The sequence below is a fragment of the Streptomyces sp. NPDC052040 genome (assembly GCF_044548405.1).
In the GTDB taxonomy this organism is placed as follows: Bacteria; Actinomycetota; Actinomycetes; order Streptomycetales; family Streptomycetaceae; genus Streptomyces.
In genome coordinates, this window is the sequence record NZ_JBIUBV010000001.1 from 803966 (window position 1) to 821751 (window position 17786).

The following is a 17786-nucleotide window of genomic DNA, read 5'->3' on the forward strand; positions in this document are numbered from 1 at the left end:
CCGCGCCCGCACTCCTCGGGACCGTCCGCCGGTAGACCGCGGAGCCCCCTGGACGTGCTGTACCCGGATGACCCGGATGCCCTGGTGACGTGGGCCCGGATCCCGGAAACAATCAAGGAATGACCGACGACGTCCTGCGCCTGACCGACGAGCAGGTTCTGGAACTGCTGGACACCGACCGCGCGATCCGTTCCCAGCGGGCCGCCTTCACCGCGCTCGGGGAGGGCACCGCCGACCTCCCCGGCAAGATCATGCACCCCAGCCGCCACGACGACAGCGTGGTCTTCTGCTATCTCGCCCGGCTGTCCCCGGACACCGGAACCGTCGCCAAGGTCGGCAGTGTGAACCCGGGCAACACGGCCGCCGGACTGCCCACGGTCCACGCGGTGATCAACGCTCTCGACCCGGTCACGGGAGAACTGGTCGCCGTCCTGGACGGCACCGCGGTGACCACCCTCCGAACCGCCGCCGCCAGCGCCGTGGCCTTCGACACCCTCGCCACCGCCGACAGCGCGGAACTCGGCCTGCTCGGCTCCGGTACCCAGGCACGGGCGCACGCACGGGCCGTCGCCCGGGTGCGCCCACTGCGCTCCGTACGCCTCTGGAGCCCCTCACCGGAGCGGCGCGCCCGGGCCGCCCGCGATCTCGCCGCCGAACTCGGCATCCCGGTCGTGGCGGTGGACACACCGCGCGAGGCCGTCACCGGACTGCCGATGGTGGCCGCCTGCACCCTCAGCAGCACCCCCGTCCTGCACGGTGACTGGCTCACCCCCGGATGCACGGTCGTCAGCGTCGGGTCCTTCGAACCCACACGCAGCGAGGTCGACCAGGAGACCGTGCGGCGGGCTGCGGCCGTGGTCGTGGACGACCCGGAGACGGCCCGGGACCACACGGGGCCGGTCGTCACCGCACTGCGGGACGGACTGCTCACCCCGGACGACCTGATTCCGCTGGGCGCTGCGGTGACCGGCCGCCGACAGGCGCGGACCGGATCCGATGACATCGTGCTGCACCTCAGCGTCGGAATCGGCGTCCAGGACGCGGCCGCGGCCTGGGCCGTGATCGACGCCGCCCGCGGCCGGGAGCACCGCTCATGACCGCCCGTGCGAGCGTCGTCGTCATCGGCGGCGGGGTGATGGGGATCAGCGCCGCCTACCATCTGGCCCGCGCGGGCGTCCCCGATGTCGTCCTGGTCGAGCGCGGTGAACTGGGCGCGGGCTCCACCGCACGGGCCGCCGGCGGCGTCCGGGCGCAGTTCTCCGACGAACTCAACATCCGGCTCGGCGCGCGCAGTCTGGAGGCGTTCGCCCGCTTCGCCGAGGAGCCGGGGCAGGACATCGGACTGCACCGGGTCGGCTATCTGTTCCTGCTCTCCACCCCCGAGGAGGTCACCTCCTTCGAGGCCGGGGTCGCACTCCAGAACTCCCTCGGCGTGCCCAGCCGCATGATCGACCCGGCCGAGGCGCGGCGGCTGTCGCCGCTCATCACCACCGACGGGCTGCTGGCCGCCGCCTACTCACCCGACGACGGCCACTGCACCCCCGAGTCGGTGGTGCTCGGCTACGCGGCCGGGGCACGCAGGCACGGCGCCCGGATTCTGCGGCACTGTGCGGCCACCGGCATCGAACGGCGGGGCGACACCATCACCGCCGTCCACACCGAACGGGGCCGCATCGAGACCGGCACCGTGATCTGCGCCGCGGGCGCCTGGTCGCGGGCCGTTGGCGCGATGGCGGGTGTGGAGCTGCCGGTGGAGCCGCTGCGCCGTCAGATCGCCGTCACCGAGGCCGCCCCCGGCCTGCCGCCCGGGCTGCCCATGACCATCGACTTCACCACCAGCTTCTACTTCCACTCCGAGGGCCCCGGCCTCCTCGTCGGCATGTCCGACCCCGAGGAACGGCCCGGCTTCGACACCGGCACCCACGACCGCTGGATACCCCGGCTGTGCGCGGCGATGGAACACCGGGCGCCCGCCCTGCTCGACCTGCGCCGCACCGGCGGCTGGGCGGGACTCTACGAGGTCACCCCCGACCACAACGCCCTGATCGGCGAGGCGACTTCACCCTCCCGCTTCCTGTACGCCACCGGGTTCTCCGGCCATGGCTTCCTCCAGGGGCCCGCCGTCGGCGAGGTCCTGCGGGATCTCTGTCTGGGCCGCGTACCCTTCGTCGACGTCAGCCCCCTGAGCGTCGAACGCTTCGCCGCCGACGCCCCGCGCCCGGAGGTCAACCGCGTATGACCGCACTCCATCTGTGGCTCCGCCACGAGACCCGCACCACCGAGCGGCGCACCCCCCTGGCGCCGTCCGACGCCCGACGGCTCGTCGACGGCGGAGCGACCGTCACGGTCGAGGACTCACCGCAGCGGGTCTTCCCGGCCGAGGAGTACGAGGCGGCGGGCTGCCGTCTCGCCGCCCCCGGCTCCTGGACGACGGCACCCCGGGACGCGGTGGTCCTCGGCCTGAAGGAACTCCCGGACGAGCCGCCCTCACTGAGTCACCGTCACATCTTCTTCGGACACGCCTACAAGGGGCAGCCCGGCGCCACGGACCTGCTGCGCCGCTTCCTCCGGGGCGGCGGGACACTGCTGGACCTGGAGTATCTGGTGGACTCCACCGGGCGCCGACTGGTCGCGTTCGGCTACTGGGCCGGTTATACGGGTGCCGCCCTCGCCCTGCTGCACCACCGCGCGCGGCTGACCGCGCCGCTGCGGCCCACATCGAAGGAGGAGCTGGACGACCGGTTGCGCGCGGCCTCGGGCCCGGCGAAGGCCCTGGTGATCGGTGCGCTCGGGCGCAGCGGGCGCGGGGCGCGGGCCGCGCTCGGCGTCGCGGGTGCCGACCCCACCTGCTGGGACCTGGCCGAGACCCGCGATCTGGACCGGACGGCCCTGCTGGACCACGAGTTGATGGTCAACACCGTGCTCACCACGAGCCCGGTGCCGCCGTTCCTGACGGACAAGGATCTCGACGACCCCGCCCGCCGTCTGCGCACCGTCTGCGATGTGACGGCGGACATCGGCTCGCCGCTGAACCTCCTGCCCGTCTACGACACCCCCACCGACTGGGAGAACCCGGTCCGGCGGCTGCGCGAGGAGCCCGTCCTCGACCTCATCGCGATCGACAATCTGCCCTCCCTGCTGCCGCTGGAGGCGAGCACGGACTTCTCCGCCGCGCTGACCCCGCTGCTGGCGGAGTTCGCAGCGGGCGGGGACGGCGGCGGAGCCTGGCAACGCTGCCGGGAGCGCTTCGACGCGGCGGTCCGCGGACTCCGCACCGGGGAGGGAGCCGACGGCTGATGCCCGAGCCCCCTCCGACCCGGCACGCAGCACGGCATCCGCCTCGGCTCCGGCCGCACGGGCCGTCCGTCACATCCTGCACATCCCGGCCGGTCAGTCGGTCAGCGCCGCGTGGAGCAGCCGCTTCAGCTCCGGATACACCGTGTGCGAGCCCTTCGGACGCAGCTGGGTGAGGAACTGGACCGTCAGATCGTGCTCCGGGTCGACCCAGAAGGTGGTGGTGGCGACCCCGCTCCAGCCGAACGTACCCCGGACCGCGGGGGACTGGCCGAGTGCGGGGTCGGTGACGACCGAGACCCCGAGTCCGAACCCGAGGCCCGCCCGGCCGGCATCTTGGTGCACCGGGCTGCCGAAGGAGCGCAGGTCGGCACCGCCGGGGAGCTGGTTGGAGGTCATCGCGGCGACCGTGTCCGCGCCGAGCAGCCGGACACCGTCCAGTTCGCCGCGGCGGCGCAGGAACTCCATGAAGCGGTGGTAGTCGTACGCCGTCGCGACCATGCCGCCGCTGCCGGAGAGCAGCCGCGGCCGCCCGTGCAGGGGCAGGCCCGGCACCGGGGCGATCCCGCCGTCCTCCGTCTCGCCGTAGAGCTCCGCGAGCCTGGGCGCCTGCTCCTCGGTGACCCAGAAGCCCGCGTCCGCCATGCCCAGCGGGGCGAAGATCCGCTCGCCGAGGAAGGCGGCGAGGTCCTGTCCCGACACCACCTCCACCAGGCGTCCGAGCACATTGGTCGCCACGGAGTAGTTCCACTGGGTCCCCGGCTCGAACTGGAGGGGCAGCCGGGCATAGGCCTCACAGGTTCCGGCGAGATCCGTACCGGGCAGCACGGACGACTCGATGCCCGCCTCCCGGTAGCAGGCGTCCACGGGGTGCGCGTGGTAGAAGCCGAAGGTCAGCCCCGCCGTGTGGGTGAGCAGATGGCGGACGAGAAGGGGCTGCTCGGCCGGGCGGGTCCGCAGCTCCGGTCCGGAGCCGCCGGTATGGACCCGCGGCTCGGCGAAGGCGGGCAGGAAGTCCGCGAGGGGTGTGTCCAGCCCGAACCGGCCCTCCTCCATGAGCATCAGGGCGGCAACCGAGGTGACCGGCTTGGTCATCGAGTACATCCGCCACAGGGTGTCGGTCCCGACCGGGAGCCGTTTCCGCACATCGCGGTACCCGTACGCCAGGAGGTGCGCGAGACGGCCGTGCCGGGAGACGGCCACCAGACAGCCGGGCAGCGCCCCCTCGTCGACCTGGCGTGCGAAGTGCCCGTCGAGGCGGGCCAGGGCCTTCGGGTCGAGGCCGACCTCGTCCGGCTCCACCTCTTGACGCAGCTGTCCCATCGTTCCCCTCCGGTCCCACCCGGCGCCGTCCCCGGGCTGTGGGGATCAACATGCCACGGCCCCGCCCGGCTCCCGGGCGGTCCCGCGCCGCTGCGATCCGGATCACGGCCGGGAATGTGCGACCGGGTCGGACCGGTTGATCCTGATATGACTGAGGACGCCACGCAGAACGCACTGCTCGCACTGCTCTCCGCGGAGCACGGCGGGGTACTGGTCACCCTGAAGCGCGACGGCCGCCCGCAGCTGTCGAACGTCGTCCACACCTACGACCCCGAGGAGCGGATCATCCGGGTCTCCCTCACGGACGACCGTGCCAAGACCCGCAACCTGCGTCGGGACCCACGGGCCTCGTACCACGTCACCAGCCCCGACCGCTGGGCGTACACGGTGGCCGAGGGCACCGCCGAGCTGTCCCCCGTCGCACAGGAGCCGTACGACCCCACCGTGGAGGAACTGGTCCGCCTCTACCGCGACCTCTCCGGCGAACACCCCGACTGGGACGACTACCGCACCGCCATGGTCCGCGAACACCGCCTCCTCCTGAGGCTGCGGGTCGAGCGGGCCTACGGGGTGCCGCGGAGCTGACAGCCCTGCGGGACCACGGAAGCGATGCCCCTGCGCACCACGCGGACATGGGCGCGCCCGCGGAACGCCGTCTCCGGCCCCCCGACGACCGCCGGGGGGCGCCCCCGGTGGGGTCAGAGGTCGAACTCGTGGGGCGGCAGGTCGAGGGCGAAGCAGGCCTCGCGGACCACTGCCTGCTCGTCCTTGTCGAAGTCCCCGTCGGCGCCGCCGATGACGATGCCGATCTGGATCACGGCGCGGGCCTCGGCGGGCTTCTTCTTCGCCTTGCCGATCTCCTGGAGCACGCTGACCTTGCCGAAGGCGAAGTCGGTGGTCAGCTTGTTCAGATTGTCCTCGAAGCGGCGGCGCAGGTCGTCCGCCGGGAAGTTCTGCAACACCTCGTTGGTGGCGATGAGCTGGGCGACGCGCTGGCGCTCCGAAGGGTCCACCGTGCCGTCCGCGGCGGCGACCAGCGCGCACATGGCCATGCTCGCGTCGCGGAACGCGCCGCTCTTCAGATCGTTCTTCTTCGCCACGAGCTGGGTCTGCATCGTCGAGGCCGATTCCTTGATGCGGTCCCACAGGGCCATGCGAACTCCCAACGTCGTCGAGGCCGGCCCGCCCCCGCGGGACGGGCCGTGACCTCGCGTTTCTACAGCAACGTAGAAGGAAACTGACGGGGAGCCGCGGAAGTTCCGCCCGCGTTCCACTCCGCGATCACGGGCCAGCCGTGCTCGGTGGAGAGCCTGCTGACCGTCGCCGTCTCCAGGCGCAGCAGCCGCCCCTCGGCGGCCGACAGGCCGAGGTAACGGGCGGCCAGGACGCGCAGGAAGTGACCGTGGGCCACCAGCATCGCGTCGCCCTCCGCGAGGGCGGGCGCGACCCGGGCCAGCACCCGGTCGGCGCGCCCCGCCACCTCCTCGGGCGACTCGCCGGGGCGCCCGGGCGGGCCGGGCGGTGTCCCGTCGGTCCACAGGCACCAGTCGGGCCGGGTGCGGTGGATCTCGGCGGAGGTGATGCCCTCGTAGCCGCCGTAGTCCCATTCGTGCAGGTCGGCGTCTGGTACGGCGCCGGGCAGCCCGGCGAGTTCGGCCGTGCGGACCGCGCGGCCGAGCGGGCTGGTGAGGGTGAGAGCGAAGGTGCGTCCGGCGAGCAGCGGAGCGAGGGACTTGGCCTGTTCCTCGCCCCGCTGGGTGAGCGGGAGATCGGTCCAGCTGGTGTGCTGTCCCGAGACGCTCCACTCGGTTTCGCCGTGGCGGACCAGCAGAAGGTCGCCCACGGCCGGTTACTCCTTCGCCGACTCGACCGCGTGGCCGCCGAACTGGTTGCGGAGCGCCGCGATCATCTTCATCTGCGGCGAGTCGTCCTGCCGGGAGGCGAACCGCGCGAACAGCGAGGCGGTGATCGCGGGCAGCGGCACCGCGTTGTCGATGGCGGCCTCCACCGTCCAGCGGCCCTCGCCGGAGTCCTCGGCGTAGCCGCGCAGCTTGTCCAGGTGCTGGTCCTCGTCGAGGGCGTTGACCGCGAGGTCCAGCAGCCAGGAGCGGATGACCGTGCCCTCCTGCCAGGAGCGGAAGACCTCGCGGACGTTCTCCACCGACTTGACCTTCTCCAGCAGCTCCCAGCCCTCGGCGTAGGCCTGCATCATGGCGTACTCGATGCCGTTGTGGACCATCTTGGAGAAGTGCCCGGCGCCCACCCGTCCGGCGTGGACGTACCCGTAGGGGCCCTCGGGCTTGAGCGCGTCGAAGATCGGCTGGAGGCGGTCGACATGCTGCTTGTCGCCGCCGACCATCAGCGCATAGCCGTTCTTCAGGCCCCACACGCCGCCGGAGACACCCGCGTCGACGAAGCCGATGCCCTTGATGCCCAGTTCGGCCGCGTGCTTCTCGTCGTCGGTCCAGCGGGAGTTGCCGCCGTCGACCACGGTGTCCCCGGGCTCCAGCAGCTCCTTCAGCTCGTCGATGACGGACTGGGTGGCGCCGCCGGCCGGGACCATCACCCAGACCGTGCGCGGTGCTTCCAGCCGCTCGACCAGCTCGGGCAGCGACGTGACGTCGGAGACGTCCGGGTTGCGGTCGTAGCCGATGACGGTGTGGCCGGCGCGGCGGATCCGCTCGCGCATGTTGCCGCCCATCTTGCCGAGGCCGATGAGGCCCAGCTGCATCTGCGTCATATCAGTTCACTTCTTCCTGAGCGTGCGGTAGGCGGCCACGAGGGCGGTGGTGGAGGGGTCGAGACCGGGCACCTCGGCGCCCTCGGTCAGGGCGGGTTCGACGCGCTTGGCGAGGACCTTGCCCAGTTCGACGCCCCACTGGTCGAAGGAGTCGATGTTCCAGACCGCGCCCTGGACGAACACCTTGTGCTCGTAGAGGGCGACGAGCTGGCCGAGGACCGAGGGGGTCAGCTCGGTGGCGAGGACCGTGGTGGTGGGGCGGTTGCCCTTGAAGGTGCGGTGCGGCACCTGCTCCTCGGGCACCCCCTCCGCGCGTACCTCGTCACCGGTCTTGCCGAAGGCGAGCGCCTGGGTCTGGGCGAAGAAGTTCGCCATCAGCAGGTCGTGCTGGGCCTTCAGTTCGCCGCTCAGCTCCTCGACCGGCCGGGCGAAGCCGATGAAGTCCGCCGGGATCAGCTTGGTGCCCTGGTGGATGAGCTGGTAGTAGGCGTGCTGCCCGTTGGTGCCGGGGGTGCCCCAGACGACCGGGCCGGTCTGCCAGTCCACCGGATGCCCGTCGCGGTCCACGGACTTGCCGTTGGACTCCATGTCCAGTTGCTGGAGGTAGGCGGTGAACTTCGACAGATAGTGGCTGTACGGCAGCACCGCATGCGTCTGTGCGTCGAAGAAGTTGTCGTACCAGATCCCCAGCAGGCCCAGCAGCAGCGGGACATTGGCCTCCGGCGGAGCCGTCCTGAAGTGCTCGTCGACCAGGTGGAAGCCGTCCAGCATCTCCCGGAACCGCTCCGGGCCGATGGCGATCATCAGCGAGAGGCCGATCGCCGAGTCGTAGGAGTAGCGGCCGCCGACCCAGTCCCAGAACTCGAACATGTTGTCCGGGTCGATGCCGAACTCGGCGACCTTGCCGGTGTTCGTCGACAGCGCGACGAAGTGCCGGGCGACCGCCTTGGTGTCGCCGTCGAACGCGGCGAGCAGCCAGGACCTGGCCGAGGTGGCGTTGGTGACCGTCTCGATCGTGGTGAAGGTCTTGGACGCCACGATGAACAGCGTCTCCGCCGGGTCCAGGTCCCGCAGCGCCTCGTGCAGATCGGCGCCGTCGACGTTGGAGACGAAGCGGAACGTCAACTCGCGTGCGGTGAAGGGCCGCAGCGCCTCGTACGCCATCGCCGGTCCCAGGTCCGAGCCGCCGATGCCGATGTTGACGACATTCCTGATGGGCCGTCCGGTGTGGCCGGTCCACTCGCCCGAGCGGACCCGCTCCGCGAAGCCGGCCATCTTGTCGAGGACCGCGTGCACCTGGGGCACCACGTTCTCGCCGTCGACCCGGACCACCGCGTCCCGCGGGGCGCGCAGCGCGGTGTGCAGCACCGCCCGGTCCTCGGTGACATTGATCCGCTCGCCGCGGAACATGGCGTCCCGCAGGCCGAACACATCGGTGGCGGCGGCCAGTTCCTGGAGCAGGGCGAGGGTCTCGTCCGTGATCAGGTTCTTGGAGTAGTCGACGAGCAGATCGCCGACGCGCAGGGAGTAGCGCTCGGCCCGCCCGGGGTCCTGTGCGAACAGGCCCCGCAGATCGGGGTGGAGCAGCGGACCCGCGCGGTGGTCCTCCAGGGCCGTCCACTCGGGGCGACGGGTGAGCCTGGGGCTGTCAGACATGGCTTGCATTCTCCTTGGCGCCCTCGCCGCGCAGGGCGATGGCATACATCTCGTCCGCGTCGAGGCGGCGCAGTTCCTCGGCGATCAGTTCGGAGGTGGGGCGGACCTTCAGCGCGAGGGTGCGCGGGGGCTGGTCCGGCAGGGTCAGGGTGGCCAGCGGGCCCTCGGGGCGGTCGATGACGATCTCGCCCTTCGTGGTGCCCAGCCGGACGGCCGTGACGACCGGTCCGCCGGTGACGACCCGCTCCACCGGAACCCCGAGCCGGGCGCCCAGCCAGCGGGCCAGCAGCTCGGCGCTGGGGTTCTCGGCCTCGCTCTCGACGACCGCGTGGGTCAGTTCGGGGCGGGCCTGGTCGAGCGCCGCGGCCAGCATCGAACGCCAGGGCGTCAGCCGCGTCCAGGCGAGATCGGTGTCGCCGGGGGCGTAGGAGACGACCCGGGCCTCCAGGGCGTCGAGCGGGTGCTCGACGGCATACATGTCGGTGATGCGGCGCTGCGCGAGGGCGCCCAGCGGGTCCTGGGAGGGGTTCTCCGGGGCGTCCACCGGCCACCACACGACCACGGGGGCGTCCGGCAGCAGCAGGGGCAGCACCACCGAGTCGGCGTGGTCGGACACCTCGCCGTACAGCCGCAGGATCACGGTCTCGCCGGTGCCCGCCTCCGAACCCACCCGGATCTCGGCGTCGAGCCGGGACGCGGTGCGGTCCCGGGGGGTGCGGGCGTGCCGCTTGATGACCACCAGGGTGCGCGAGGGGTGCTCGCGCGAGGCGTCCTCGGCGGCCTTGACCGCGTCGTAGGCGTTCTCCTCGTCGGTCACGATGACCATGGTCAGGACCATGCCCACGGCCGGGGTGCCGATGGCGCGGCGGCCCTGCACCAGCGCCTTGTTGATCTTGCTTGCCGTGGTGTCGGTCAGGTCGATCTTCATGGCCTGCGCCAGCTCCGTCCGTCTCGTGCGAGCATCTCGTCGGCTTCCTTCGGACCCCAGGTGCCCGACGGGTACTGCGCGGGCTTGCCGTGGGTGTCCCAGTACTCCTCGATCGGGTCGAGGATCTTCCAGGACTCCTCCACCTCCTCGGTACGGGGGAACAGGTTGGCGTCGCCGAGCAGTACGTCCAGGATCAGCCGTTCGTACGCCTCCGGGCTGGACTCGGTGAACGACTCGCCGTAGGCGAAGTCCATCGTGACGTCCCGGATCTCCATCGAGGTACCCGGCACCTTCGAACCGAAGCGGACGGTCATGCCCTCGTCGGGTTGCACCCGGATGACGATCGCGTTCTGCCCGAGTTCCTCGGTGGCGGTGGAGTCGAAGGGGGAGTGCGGGGCGCGCTGGAAGACCACCGCGATCTCGGTGACCCGGCGGCCCAGCCGCTTGCCGGTGCGCAGATAGAAGGGGACGCCCGCCCAGCGGCGGTTGTCGATCTCCAGCTTGACCGCGGCGTAGGTGTCCGTCTTCGACTTGGGGTCGATGCCCTCCTCCTGGAGGTAGCCGACGACCTTCTCGCCGCCCTGCCAGCCGCCCGCGTACTGTCCGCGCACGGTGTGCTGCCCGAGGTCCTCCGGCAGCCGCAGCGACTTCAGCACCTTCAGCTTCTCGGTGAGCAGCGCCTCCGCGTCGAAGGCGATGGGCTCCTCCATGGCGGTCAGCGCCAGCAGCTGGAGCAGGTGGTTCTGGATGACGTCGCGGGCGGCGCCGATGCCGTCGTAGTACCCGGCTCGGCCGCCGATGCCGATGTCCTCGGCCATGGTGATCTGGACGTGGTCCACGAAGGACCGGTTCCAGATCGGCTCGTACATCTGGTTGGCGAAGCGCAGCGCCAGGATGTTCTGGACGGTCTCCTTGCCCAGGTAGTGGTCGATGCGGAACACCTGGTCGGGACCGAACACATCGTGCACGATCGCGTTCAGCTCACGGGCGCTCGCCAGGTCGTGGCCGAACGGCTTCTCGATGACCGCGCGCCGCCAGGAGCCCTCCGGACCGTCCGCGAGGCCGTGCTTCTTCAGCTGCTGAACGACCTTCGGGAAGAACTTGGGCGGTACGGAGAGGTAGAAGGCGTAGTTGCCGCTGGTGCCCCGGGAGGCGTCCAGCTCGTCGACGGCGGTGCGCAGTTGCTTGAAGGCGGTGTCGTCGTCGAAGTCGCCGGGGATGAAGCGCATCCCCTCAGCGAGCTGCTGCCACACCTCCTCGCGGAACTCGGTACGGGCGTGCTCGCGCACCGCGTCGTGCACCACCTGGGCGAAGTCCTGGTCGGCCCAGTCGCGCCGGGCGAAACCGACCAGCGAGAAGCCCGGCGGCAGCAGGCCCCGGTTGGCGAGGTCGTAGACCGCCGGCATCAGCTTCTTGCGGGACAGGTCGCCGGTGACACCGAAGATGACCAGACCGGAGGGGCCCGCGATACGGGGGAGCCGTCGGTCGCGGGCGTCGCGCAGCGGGTTGTCCCAGTCGGCGGCCGGGACGGCCGGGCCGCCCTTGCGGTCCCCGGTGCCGATCTTTTCGGCGGCGTCCGAGGCCTGCGCGGCCGCGTCGGAGGCGTCCGCCCCTGCGGCCTCGGCCTCGGGCGCCTTGGTCTCCTCGGCGCCCTCCTCGGCCGACGACGCCTTGGTCCTGGCACGTTCCTTGCTCATGCTGCGTCAACCCCCTTGCTGTTCAGCGATGTCGTCACGGCATCCAGCAGGTCCTGCCAGGCCGCCTCGAACTTGGCCACGCCCTCGTCCTCGAGCTGCTTGACCACCTCGTCGTACGAGATGCCGAGCCGCTCCACGGCCGCGAGGTCGGCGCGGGCCTGCGCATAGCCGCCGGTCACCGTGTCGCCGTGGATGTCTCCGTGGTCGGCGGTGGCGTCGAGGGTCGCCTCCGGCATGGTGTTCACCGTGCCCGGCGCCACCAGCTCGTCGACGTACAGGGTGTCCTTGTACGCCGGGTCCTTCACTCCGGTCGAGGCCCACAGCGGACGCTGCTTGGTGGCCCCGGCCGCGGTGAGGGCGGCCCAGCGCCCACCGGCGAAGACCTCCTCGTACGCCTCGTAGGCGAGCCGCGCGTTCGCCAGCGCGGCCCGGCCCTTGAGGGCGAGCGCCTCGTCCGTGCCCAGCTTCGTCAGGCGCTTGTCGATCTCGCTGTCGACCCGGGAGACGAAGAAGGAGGCCACGGAGTGGATGGCGGACAGGTCGAGCCCGGCCTCCCGCGCCTTCTCCAGACCGGCCAGATAGGCGTCCATCACCTGGCGGTAGCGGTCCAGGGAGAAGATCAGCGTCACATTGACGCTGATGCCCTGCGCGACCACTTCGGTGATGGCCGGCAGACCGGCCTCGGTCGCCGGGATCTTGATCATCACATTGGGGCGGTCGACGAGCCAGGCGAGCTGCCGGGCCTCGGCGACGGTCGCCCGGGTGCGGTGGGCGAGCCGGGGGTCGACCTCGATGGAGACCCGGCCGTCGCGGCCGTCCGTCGCCTCGTACACGGGCCGCAGTATGTCGGCGGCGGCGCGGACGTCGGCGGTGGTCATCATCCGGACGGCCTCTTCGACGCTCACCCCGCGCTCGGCCAGATCGGCCAGCTGCTCCTCGTAGCCCTCACCGGAGCCGATGGCGGCCTGGAAGATGGACGGGTTGGTGGTGACGCCCACCACGTGCTTGGTGGTGAGGAGTTCGGCGAGGTTGCCGGAGGCGATCCGCTTGCGGGACAGGTCGTCCAGCCAGATCGACACGCCCGCCTCGGACAGGCGCTTCAGGGGCTCCGCTGCTGCGGTTGCTTCGGTCACTGTGATCATCTTCCTCGGTGCGATCGGATCAACCGCGGACGGCGGCGAGGGATTCCCGCGCGGCGGCGGCCACGTGCTCGGCCGTGAAGCCGTACTGGGCGAACAGGGTCTTGGCGTCGGCGGAGGCACCGAAGTGCTCCAGGGAGACGATGCGTCCACTCTCACCGACGTACCGGTACCAGGTCAGGGCGATGCCCGCCTCGACCGCCACGCGTGCCTTCACGGACGGCGGAAGGACACGCTCGCGGTACTCGGCGGACTGCTGCTCGAACCACTCCACGGACGGCATCGACACCACCCGGGTACCCACGCCCTCGGCCTCCAGCCGTTCGCGCGCGGCGACGGCGAGCTGCACCTCGGAGCCGGTGGCGATGAGGATCACGTCCGGGGTTCCGGTGGAGGACTCCCGCAGGACGTAACCGCCCCTGACCGTCTCGGGGTTGGGGGCGTAGGCCGGGACGCCCTGGCGGGTGAGCGCGAGGCCGTGCGGGGCCGGGTCGGTGGAGTGGCGGCGCAGGATCTCGGCCCAGGCGAGCGCGGTCTCGTTGGCGTCGGCCGGTCGGACCACGTTCAGACCCGGGATGGCGCGCAGGCTGGCCAGGTGTTCGACCGGCTGGTGGGTGGGGCCGTCCTCGCCCAGGCCGATGGAGTCGTGCGTCCACACATAGGTGACGGGGAGCTGCATCAGGGCCGACAGCCGCACCGCGTTGCGCATGTAGTCGGAGAACACCAGGAAGGTGCCGCCGTAGATACGGGTGTTGCCGTGCAGGGCGATGCCGTTCATCTCCGCGGCCATGGAGTGCTCGCGGATGCCGAAGTGGATCGTGCGGCCGTAGGGGTCGGCCTCCGGCAGCGTGTTGCCCCTGGGCAGGAACGAGCTGTTCTTGTCGATGGTGGTGTTGTTGGAGCCGGCCAGGTCGGCCGAGCCGCCCCACAGCTCCGGGATGACCGCACCGAGGGCCTGGAGTACCTTGCCGGACGCGGCACGGGTGGCCACCGAGGTGCCCTCCTCGAACACCGGCAGCGCGTCCTCCCAGCCTTCGGGAAGCTGACCGGCCAGCACACGGTCCAGCAGCGCGGCGCGCTCCGGCTGGGAGGTGCGCCACTCGGCGATCCGCTTGTCCCAGGCGGTGTGCGCCTCGGCCCCGCGGTCCAGGGCCCGGCGGGTGTGGGCGAGGACCTCGTCGGAGACCTCGAAGGTCTTCTCGGGGTCGAAGCCGAGGAGGCGCTTGGTGGCCGCGACCTCCTCGTCGCCCAGCGCCGAGCCGTGCGAGGCCTCGGTGTTCCGGGCGTTGGGGGCGGGCCAGGCGATGACGGTGCGCATCGCGATGATCGAGGGGCGCCCGGTCTCGGCCTGCGCCGCCTTGAGCGCCGTGTACAGCGCGTGGACGTCGATGTCACCGCTCTCCGCGGGCTCGATGCGCTGCACATGCCAGCCGTAGGCCTCGTAGCGCTTCAGCACGTCCTCGGAGAAGGCGGTCGCGGTGTCGCCCTCGATGGAGATGTGGTTGTCGTCGTAGACGAAGACCAGATTGCCGAGCTTCTGATGGCCGGCCAGCGAGGACGCCTCCGCGGAGATGCCCTCCTCCAGGTCGCCGTCGGAGACGATCGCCCAGACGGTGTGGTCGAAGGGGGAGGTGCCCTCGGGGGCGTCGGGGTCGAACAGGCCCCGCTCGTAGCGGGCGGCCATCGCCATGCCGACCGCGTTGGCGACACCCTGGCCGAGGGGACCGGTGGTGGTCTCCACCCCTGCGGTGTGCCCGTACTCCGGGTGGCCGGGCGTCTTGGAGCCGTGGGTGCGGAAGGCCTTCAGGTCCTCCAGTTCCAGTTCGTAGCCGGACAGGAAGAGCTGGGTGTAGAGAGTGAGCGAGGTGTGGCCGGGGGAGAGGACGAAGCGGTCACGGCCGGTCCACTCGGGGTCCGCGGGGTCGTGCCGCATCACCTTGTGAAAGATCGTGTACGCGGCAGGGGCCAGGCTCATCGCGGTGCCCGGGTGGCCGTTGCCGACCTTCTGCACGGCGTCGGCGGCCAGAATCCGGGCCGTGTCGACGGCCCGGCGGTCGATGTCGGTCCATTCGAATCCGTCTGAGCTCTGCGCACTCATCTTCAAGAAGTCCTCACTGGATGCCTGATCTGTGGCGGAACACCGTCAAACCTAAAAGTCTGACTTTTGCCGGGGAAGGTGCGCCTGTGTCAGCCTTCGGTGAAAGTGGGACATCGAGATCGGTTTCGAGGCGGCACGAGTAGGACATGGCGGACAGAACCATGCAAGACGGGGACGGCATCAGGACGTACCCGTTCCCCGTCGGCCTGAGCGTCGGCGGTGTCGGAATCCAGGTGGGCCCCATGGGGTCCGGCCGCACCTGGCACGAGGACGCGCCCCTGGACCGCGTCCACCGCATCGACTTCCATGTGGTGATGTTCTTCGACGGCGGTCCCGTGTCGCACATGGTGGATTTCGCCGAGCACCGCGCGGACGCCGGTGATGTGCTGTGGATTCGCCCCGGCCAGATCCACCGCTTCTCGCGCACCAGTGAGTACCGCGGCACCGTCCTGACGATGCAGCCCGGCTTCCTGCCGCGTGCCACCGTCGAGGCCACCGGCCTCTACCGCTACGACCTCCCGCCGCTGCTGCACCCCGACACCGGGCAGCAGGCCGGACTCCGCGCCTGCCTGGACCAGCTGCAACGCGAGTACGAGGACACCAGCACCCTGCCGCTGAGTCTGCACACGGCGGTGCTGCGCCACTCCCTGACGGCCTTCCTGCTCCGGCTCGGGCACCTCGCGGCCAGCTCCGCCGAGGCGGCGCACTCCCGGGCCGACACCACCTTCACCCGGTTCCGGGACGCCGTGGAGCAGGACTTCGCCAGCAACCACAGCGTCAGCGCGTACGCCGACGCCCTCGGCTACTCCCGCCGCACCCTGGTGCGCGCCGTCCGCGCCGCCACCGGCGAGACCCCCAAGGGCTTCATCGACAAACGGGTGGTCCTGGAGGCCAAGCGCCTGCTCGCGCACACCGATCTGCCGATCGGCCGGGTGGGCGCCGCCGTCGGCTTCCCCGACGCGGCGAACTTCTCCAAGTTCTTCCACCAGCACACGGACATCGCACCGGCCGCCTTCCGGGCGGAGCTGAGATGACCGGGCTTCGGGCGGAGCCGGGGTGACGGGGCTTCGGGCGGAGCCGGGCTGACCGGGGTCCGGGCGCGGGCGGGGTGACCGAGGGGGCGGCCCGGTGGGCCGCCCCCTCGAAGAACCGCCCGCTCAGTGCCCGAAGTCGAACCAGTTCACATTCACGAAGTCGCTCGGCTGGCCGCTGGTGAAGGTGAGATAGACGTCATGGGTGCCGGTCACCGGTGCGATGTTCGCCGGTACGGTCCGCCAGCTCTGCCAGCCGCCCGTACTGGCCACCGAGAAACTGCCGACCGGTGTGGCGGTCCGGCTGTCGAGCCGCACCTCCACCAGTCCGCTCACCCCGCCCGCCGCGCCGCTCGCGACCCGGCCGTAGAACTGGGTGGCCGCCGTGGAGCCGAAGTTCACGCCCTTGTAGAGCGCCCAGTCGCCGTTCGCCAGCGAGCCGATGTCCTGGCCGCCGCCGCTGTCCGTGGTGGTCTCGGGGACCACCCCCGACTGGCCGTCGCAGGACTCCGCCTGGATTGCGGAGTACGCGTCCCGGTTGCCGGACGGCGGCGGCCCGGTGGGCGGTGGCGTGGTGCCGCCGCCCGAGGACTGGAGCACCTGGACGTAGTCGACCGCCATCGGGTGGCCGGGCTCGGTGCCGCCGTCCGGTCCGCCGCCGAAGGCGCCCGGGAAGCCGCCGCCCATGGCCACGTTCAGGATGATGAAGAAGCCGTGGTCGGTGGCATTGGCCCAGGTGGTCGCGTCGACCTGGTTCGCCCGTACGGTCTGGAAGGTGACGCCGTCGAGGGAGAAGCGGATCTCCTCGGGGCTCGTCGAACGGTCCCACTCCATCGCATAGGTGTGGAATCCGGCCTGGCAGGTCGTGCCGGTGCAGGCCGTGGAACTGCCGATGCCCGTCGTCTCGTTGCAGGGTCCGCCCGGGCTGGTGCCGCAGTGCATCGTCGCCCAGTCGGTGTTGAGGCCCTGGACGTTCTCCATGATGTCCAGCTCGCCCACGCCCGGCCAGTTCTGGTAGTTCCCCCGGAAGGGCGCGCCCAGCATCCAGAAGGCCGGCCAGTAGCCCTTGGCCGCGGCGCCCGTCGCGTTGGGCAGCTGGATCCGGGCCTGCACTCGCAGTTTGCCGCCCGCCGGGGGCCGGAAGTCGGTGCGGTTGGTCTCGATCCGGCCCGAGGTCCAGTGCCCGGAGGCGTCGCGGCGCGGGGTGATCAGAAGGTTGCCGTTGCCGTCGAGCGCGACATTGCCGGTGCTGGAGGTCATCGACTCGACCTCGCCGGTGCCCCAGTTGGCGGCGCCGCCCGGATAGGACGTGCCGGTGTCGTACTGCCAGTCGGCGGTGTTCACCCCGGAGCCCGCCGCGCCGTTGAAGTCGTCGAGGAAGACCTGGGTCCAGCCCGAGGGGGGAGCGGGGGCGGAGGCGTCCGCGGGCAGGGTGACGGCGGTGGCGGCGGCCACGGCCAGAGCCGTCGTGCCGAGCGCGGCGAGCAGGACACGGCGCAGGGGCCGCCGTCGCGAGGGGGTGCCGGAAGGATCCTTCATGGGCTGCCTCATTCGTACGGAGTGGGGGTGTACGGGGTGGGGGAGCTACGGAGTAGGGGCGTGCGGGTGGGAGCCGGTGGGGGTGCCGAGGACCGTGAGAGCGCTCTCACGCGCCGCGCCGCCAATGTGCTCTCGGTCACTCCAGCCGTCAAGAGGTAAATCCCCGAAAGTCCTTGCGAGGCCGGGGAGTTCAGGCATCGAAGCGAGAGGGCCCGGTCCCGCGCTCCGGGACGCCCGCCCCGGCCTTTGCGCCCGGGAAGCCCCCTGCCCCGACCGGACCGTCCCTCCCTGACGCGTGGTTTGACTCCTTGAAGCGGGCGGGTGCCGTCCCGGGCCGCCGC

15 protein-coding genes are annotated in these 17786 nt (G+C 71.3%); 5 read left to right on the forward strand and 10 right to left on the reverse strand.

The genetic code is table 11. The features are described from left to right. The first annotated feature begins 119 nt into the window (after nucleotides 1-119). From ACIHAA_RS03400 to ACIHAA_RS03410, 3 genes are read left to right on the forward strand one after another with little or no spacing between them, the layout of a single operon-like run. The gene (locus ACIHAA_RS03400) at nucleotides 120-1097 is read left to right on the forward strand and encodes an ornithine cyclodeaminase family protein (RefSeq protein ID WP_399812413.1); all 978 of its coding nucleotides are present in this window, start codon (nucleotides 120-122) and stop codon (nucleotides 1095-1097) included. Next, nucleotides 1094-2239: an NAD(P)/FAD-dependent oxidoreductase gene (locus ACIHAA_RS03405; RefSeq protein WP_399812416.1), complete on the forward strand. Its 1146-nt coding sequence runs from the start codon at nucleotides 1094-1096 to the stop codon at nucleotides 2237-2239. Before ACIHAA_RS03400 ends, ACIHAA_RS03405 begins: the two co-directional genes overlap by 4 nt. Then, complete coding sequence (locus ACIHAA_RS03410; protein ID WP_399812418.1) at nucleotides 2236-3297, forward strand: saccharopine dehydrogenase; 1062 nt, start codon at nucleotides 2236-2238, stop codon at nucleotides 3295-3297. Before ACIHAA_RS03405 ends, ACIHAA_RS03410 begins: the two co-directional genes overlap by 4 nt. Nucleotides 3298-3390: 93 nt before the next feature. Here ACIHAA_RS03410 and ACIHAA_RS03415 read toward each other — a convergent pair whose 3' ends face one another. Beyond that, nucleotides 3391-4617, reverse strand: coding sequence for a serine hydrolase domain-containing protein (locus ACIHAA_RS03415; protein WP_399812421.1), 1227 nt, complete (start codon nucleotides 4615-4617; stop codon nucleotides 3391-3393). 147 nt (nucleotides 4618-4764) lie between these two features. On the opposite strand from ACIHAA_RS03415, the gene ACIHAA_RS03420 reads away from it, so the two are divergent. Beyond that, nucleotides 4765-5202 carry a PPOX class F420-dependent oxidoreductase gene (locus ACIHAA_RS03420; RefSeq protein ID WP_399812424.1) on the forward strand — a complete coding sequence of 146 codons (438 nt, stop codon included), beginning with the start codon at nucleotides 4765-4767 and terminating at the stop codon, nucleotides 5200-5202. 113 nt (nucleotides 5203-5315) lie between these two features. Here ACIHAA_RS03420 and ACIHAA_RS03425 read toward each other — a convergent pair whose 3' ends face one another. The 8 genes from ACIHAA_RS03425 to tkt all read right to left on the reverse strand — a co-directional run bounded on the left by ACIHAA_RS03425 (nucleotide 5316) and on the right by tkt (nucleotide 14875). Then, nucleotides 5316-5771 (reverse strand): tellurite resistance TerB family protein, encoded by a 456-nt coding sequence (locus tag ACIHAA_RS03425; RefSeq protein WP_399812426.1) that lies wholly within the window; start codon nucleotides 5769-5771, stop codon nucleotides 5316-5318. A 62-nt stretch (nucleotides 5772-5833) separates the two neighbouring features. Further along, entirely contained in the window at nucleotides 5834-6460 is a 627-nt protein-coding gene (locus ACIHAA_RS03430; protein ID WP_399812429.1) for a histidine phosphatase family protein, read from the reverse strand. Between the two features lie 6 nt (nucleotides 6461-6466). Further along, entirely contained in the window at nucleotides 6467-7348 is an 882-nt protein-coding gene (gene gnd / locus ACIHAA_RS03435; RefSeq protein WP_399813704.1) for a phosphogluconate dehydrogenase (NAD(+)-dependent, decarboxylating), read from the reverse strand. 15 nt (nucleotides 7349-7363) lie between these two features. After that, the gene (gene pgi, locus ACIHAA_RS03440) at nucleotides 7364-9013 is read right to left on the reverse strand and encodes a glucose-6-phosphate isomerase (protein WP_399812432.1); all 1650 of its coding nucleotides are present in this window, start codon (nucleotides 9011-9013) and stop codon (nucleotides 7364-7366) included. Beyond that, a complete protein-coding gene (gene opcA, locus ACIHAA_RS03445; protein ID WP_399812434.1) occupies nucleotides 9006-9941 on the reverse strand; it encodes a glucose-6-phosphate dehydrogenase assembly protein OpcA in 936 nt (311 codons plus the stop codon). Before opcA ends, pgi begins: the two co-directional genes overlap by 8 nt. Next, nucleotides 9938-11638 carry a glucose-6-phosphate dehydrogenase gene (zwf, locus tag ACIHAA_RS03450; RefSeq protein WP_399812436.1) on the reverse strand — a complete coding sequence of 567 codons (1701 nt, stop codon included), beginning with the start codon at nucleotides 11636-11638 and terminating at the stop codon, nucleotides 9938-9940. The genes opcA and zwf overlap by 4 nt, the downstream gene beginning before the upstream one ends. Beyond that, the gene (gene tal / locus ACIHAA_RS03455; RefSeq protein WP_399812437.1) at nucleotides 11635-12780 is read right to left on the reverse strand and encodes a transaldolase; all 1146 of its coding nucleotides are present in this window, start codon (nucleotides 12778-12780) and stop codon (nucleotides 11635-11637) included. Before tal ends, zwf begins: the two co-directional genes overlap by 4 nt. 19 nt (nucleotides 12781-12799) lie before the next feature. Beyond that, complete coding sequence (gene tkt, locus ACIHAA_RS03460) at nucleotides 12800-14875, reverse strand: transketolase (protein WP_399812439.1); 2076 nt, start codon at nucleotides 14873-14875, stop codon at nucleotides 12800-12802. A gap of 146 nt (nucleotides 14876-15021) precedes the next feature. On the opposite strand from tkt, the gene ACIHAA_RS03465 reads away from it, so the two are divergent. Next, a complete protein-coding gene (locus tag ACIHAA_RS03465) occupies nucleotides 15022-15909 on the forward strand; it encodes an AraC family transcriptional regulator (protein WP_399812442.1) in 888 nt (295 codons plus the stop codon). 123 nt (nucleotides 15910-16032) lie between these two features. Here ACIHAA_RS03465 and ACIHAA_RS03470 read toward each other — a convergent pair whose 3' ends face one another. Next, on the reverse strand, nucleotides 16033-17445 hold the full coding sequence (locus ACIHAA_RS03470; RefSeq protein ID WP_399812445.1) for a glycoside hydrolase family 16 protein: 1413 nt from the start codon (nucleotides 17443-17445) through the stop codon (nucleotides 16033-16035). Nucleotides 17446-17786 lie beyond the last annotated feature (341 nt).

Coding starts and splice junctions, on each gene's coding strand:
- ACIHAA_RS03405 (WP_399812416.1), top strand. CDS start 1,094: ATGACCGCCCGTGCGAGCGTCGTCGTCATCGGCGGCGGGGTGATGGGG.
- ACIHAA_RS03415 (WP_399812421.1), bottom strand. CDS start 4,617: ATGGGACAGCTGCGTCAAGAGGTGGAGCCGGACGAGGTCGGCCTCGAC.
- ACIHAA_RS03465 (WP_399812442.1), top strand. CDS start 15,022: ATGGCGGACAGAACCATGCAAGACGGGGACGGCATCAGGACGTACCCG.
- ACIHAA_RS03410 (WP_399812418.1), top strand. CDS start 2,236: ATGACCGCACTCCATCTGTGGCTCCGCCACGAGACCCGCACCACCGAG.
- tkt (WP_399812439.1), bottom strand. CDS start 14,875: ATGAGTGCGCAGAGCTCAGACGGATTCGAATGGACCGACATCGACCGC.
- gnd (WP_399813704.1), bottom strand. CDS start 7,348: ATGCAGCTGGGCCTCATCGGCCTCGGCAAGATGGGCGGCAACATGCGC.
- ACIHAA_RS03400 (WP_399812413.1), top strand. CDS start 120: ATGACCGACGACGTCCTGCGCCTGACCGACGAGCAGGTTCTGGAACTG.
- ACIHAA_RS03470 (WP_399812445.1), bottom strand. CDS start 17,445: ATGAAGGATCCTTCCGGCACCCCCTCGCGACGGCGGCCCCTGCGCCGT.
- ACIHAA_RS03420 (WP_399812424.1), top strand. CDS start 4,765: ATGACTGAGGACGCCACGCAGAACGCACTGCTCGCACTGCTCTCCGCG.
- opcA (WP_399812434.1), bottom strand. CDS start 9,941: ATGAAGATCGACCTGACCGACACCACGGCAAGCAAGATCAACAAGGCG.
- tal (WP_399812437.1), bottom strand. CDS start 12,780: ATGATCACAGTGACCGAAGCAACCGCAGCAGCGGAGCCCCTGAAGCGC.
- ACIHAA_RS03425 (WP_399812426.1), bottom strand. CDS start 5,771: ATGGCCCTGTGGGACCGCATCAAGGAATCGGCCTCGACGATGCAGACC.
- pgi (WP_399812432.1), bottom strand. CDS start 9,013: ATGTCTGACAGCCCCAGGCTCACCCGTCGCCCCGAGTGGACGGCCCTG.
- zwf (WP_399812436.1), bottom strand. CDS start 11,638: ATGAGCAAGGAACGTGCCAGGACCAAGGCGTCGTCGGCCGAGGAGGGC.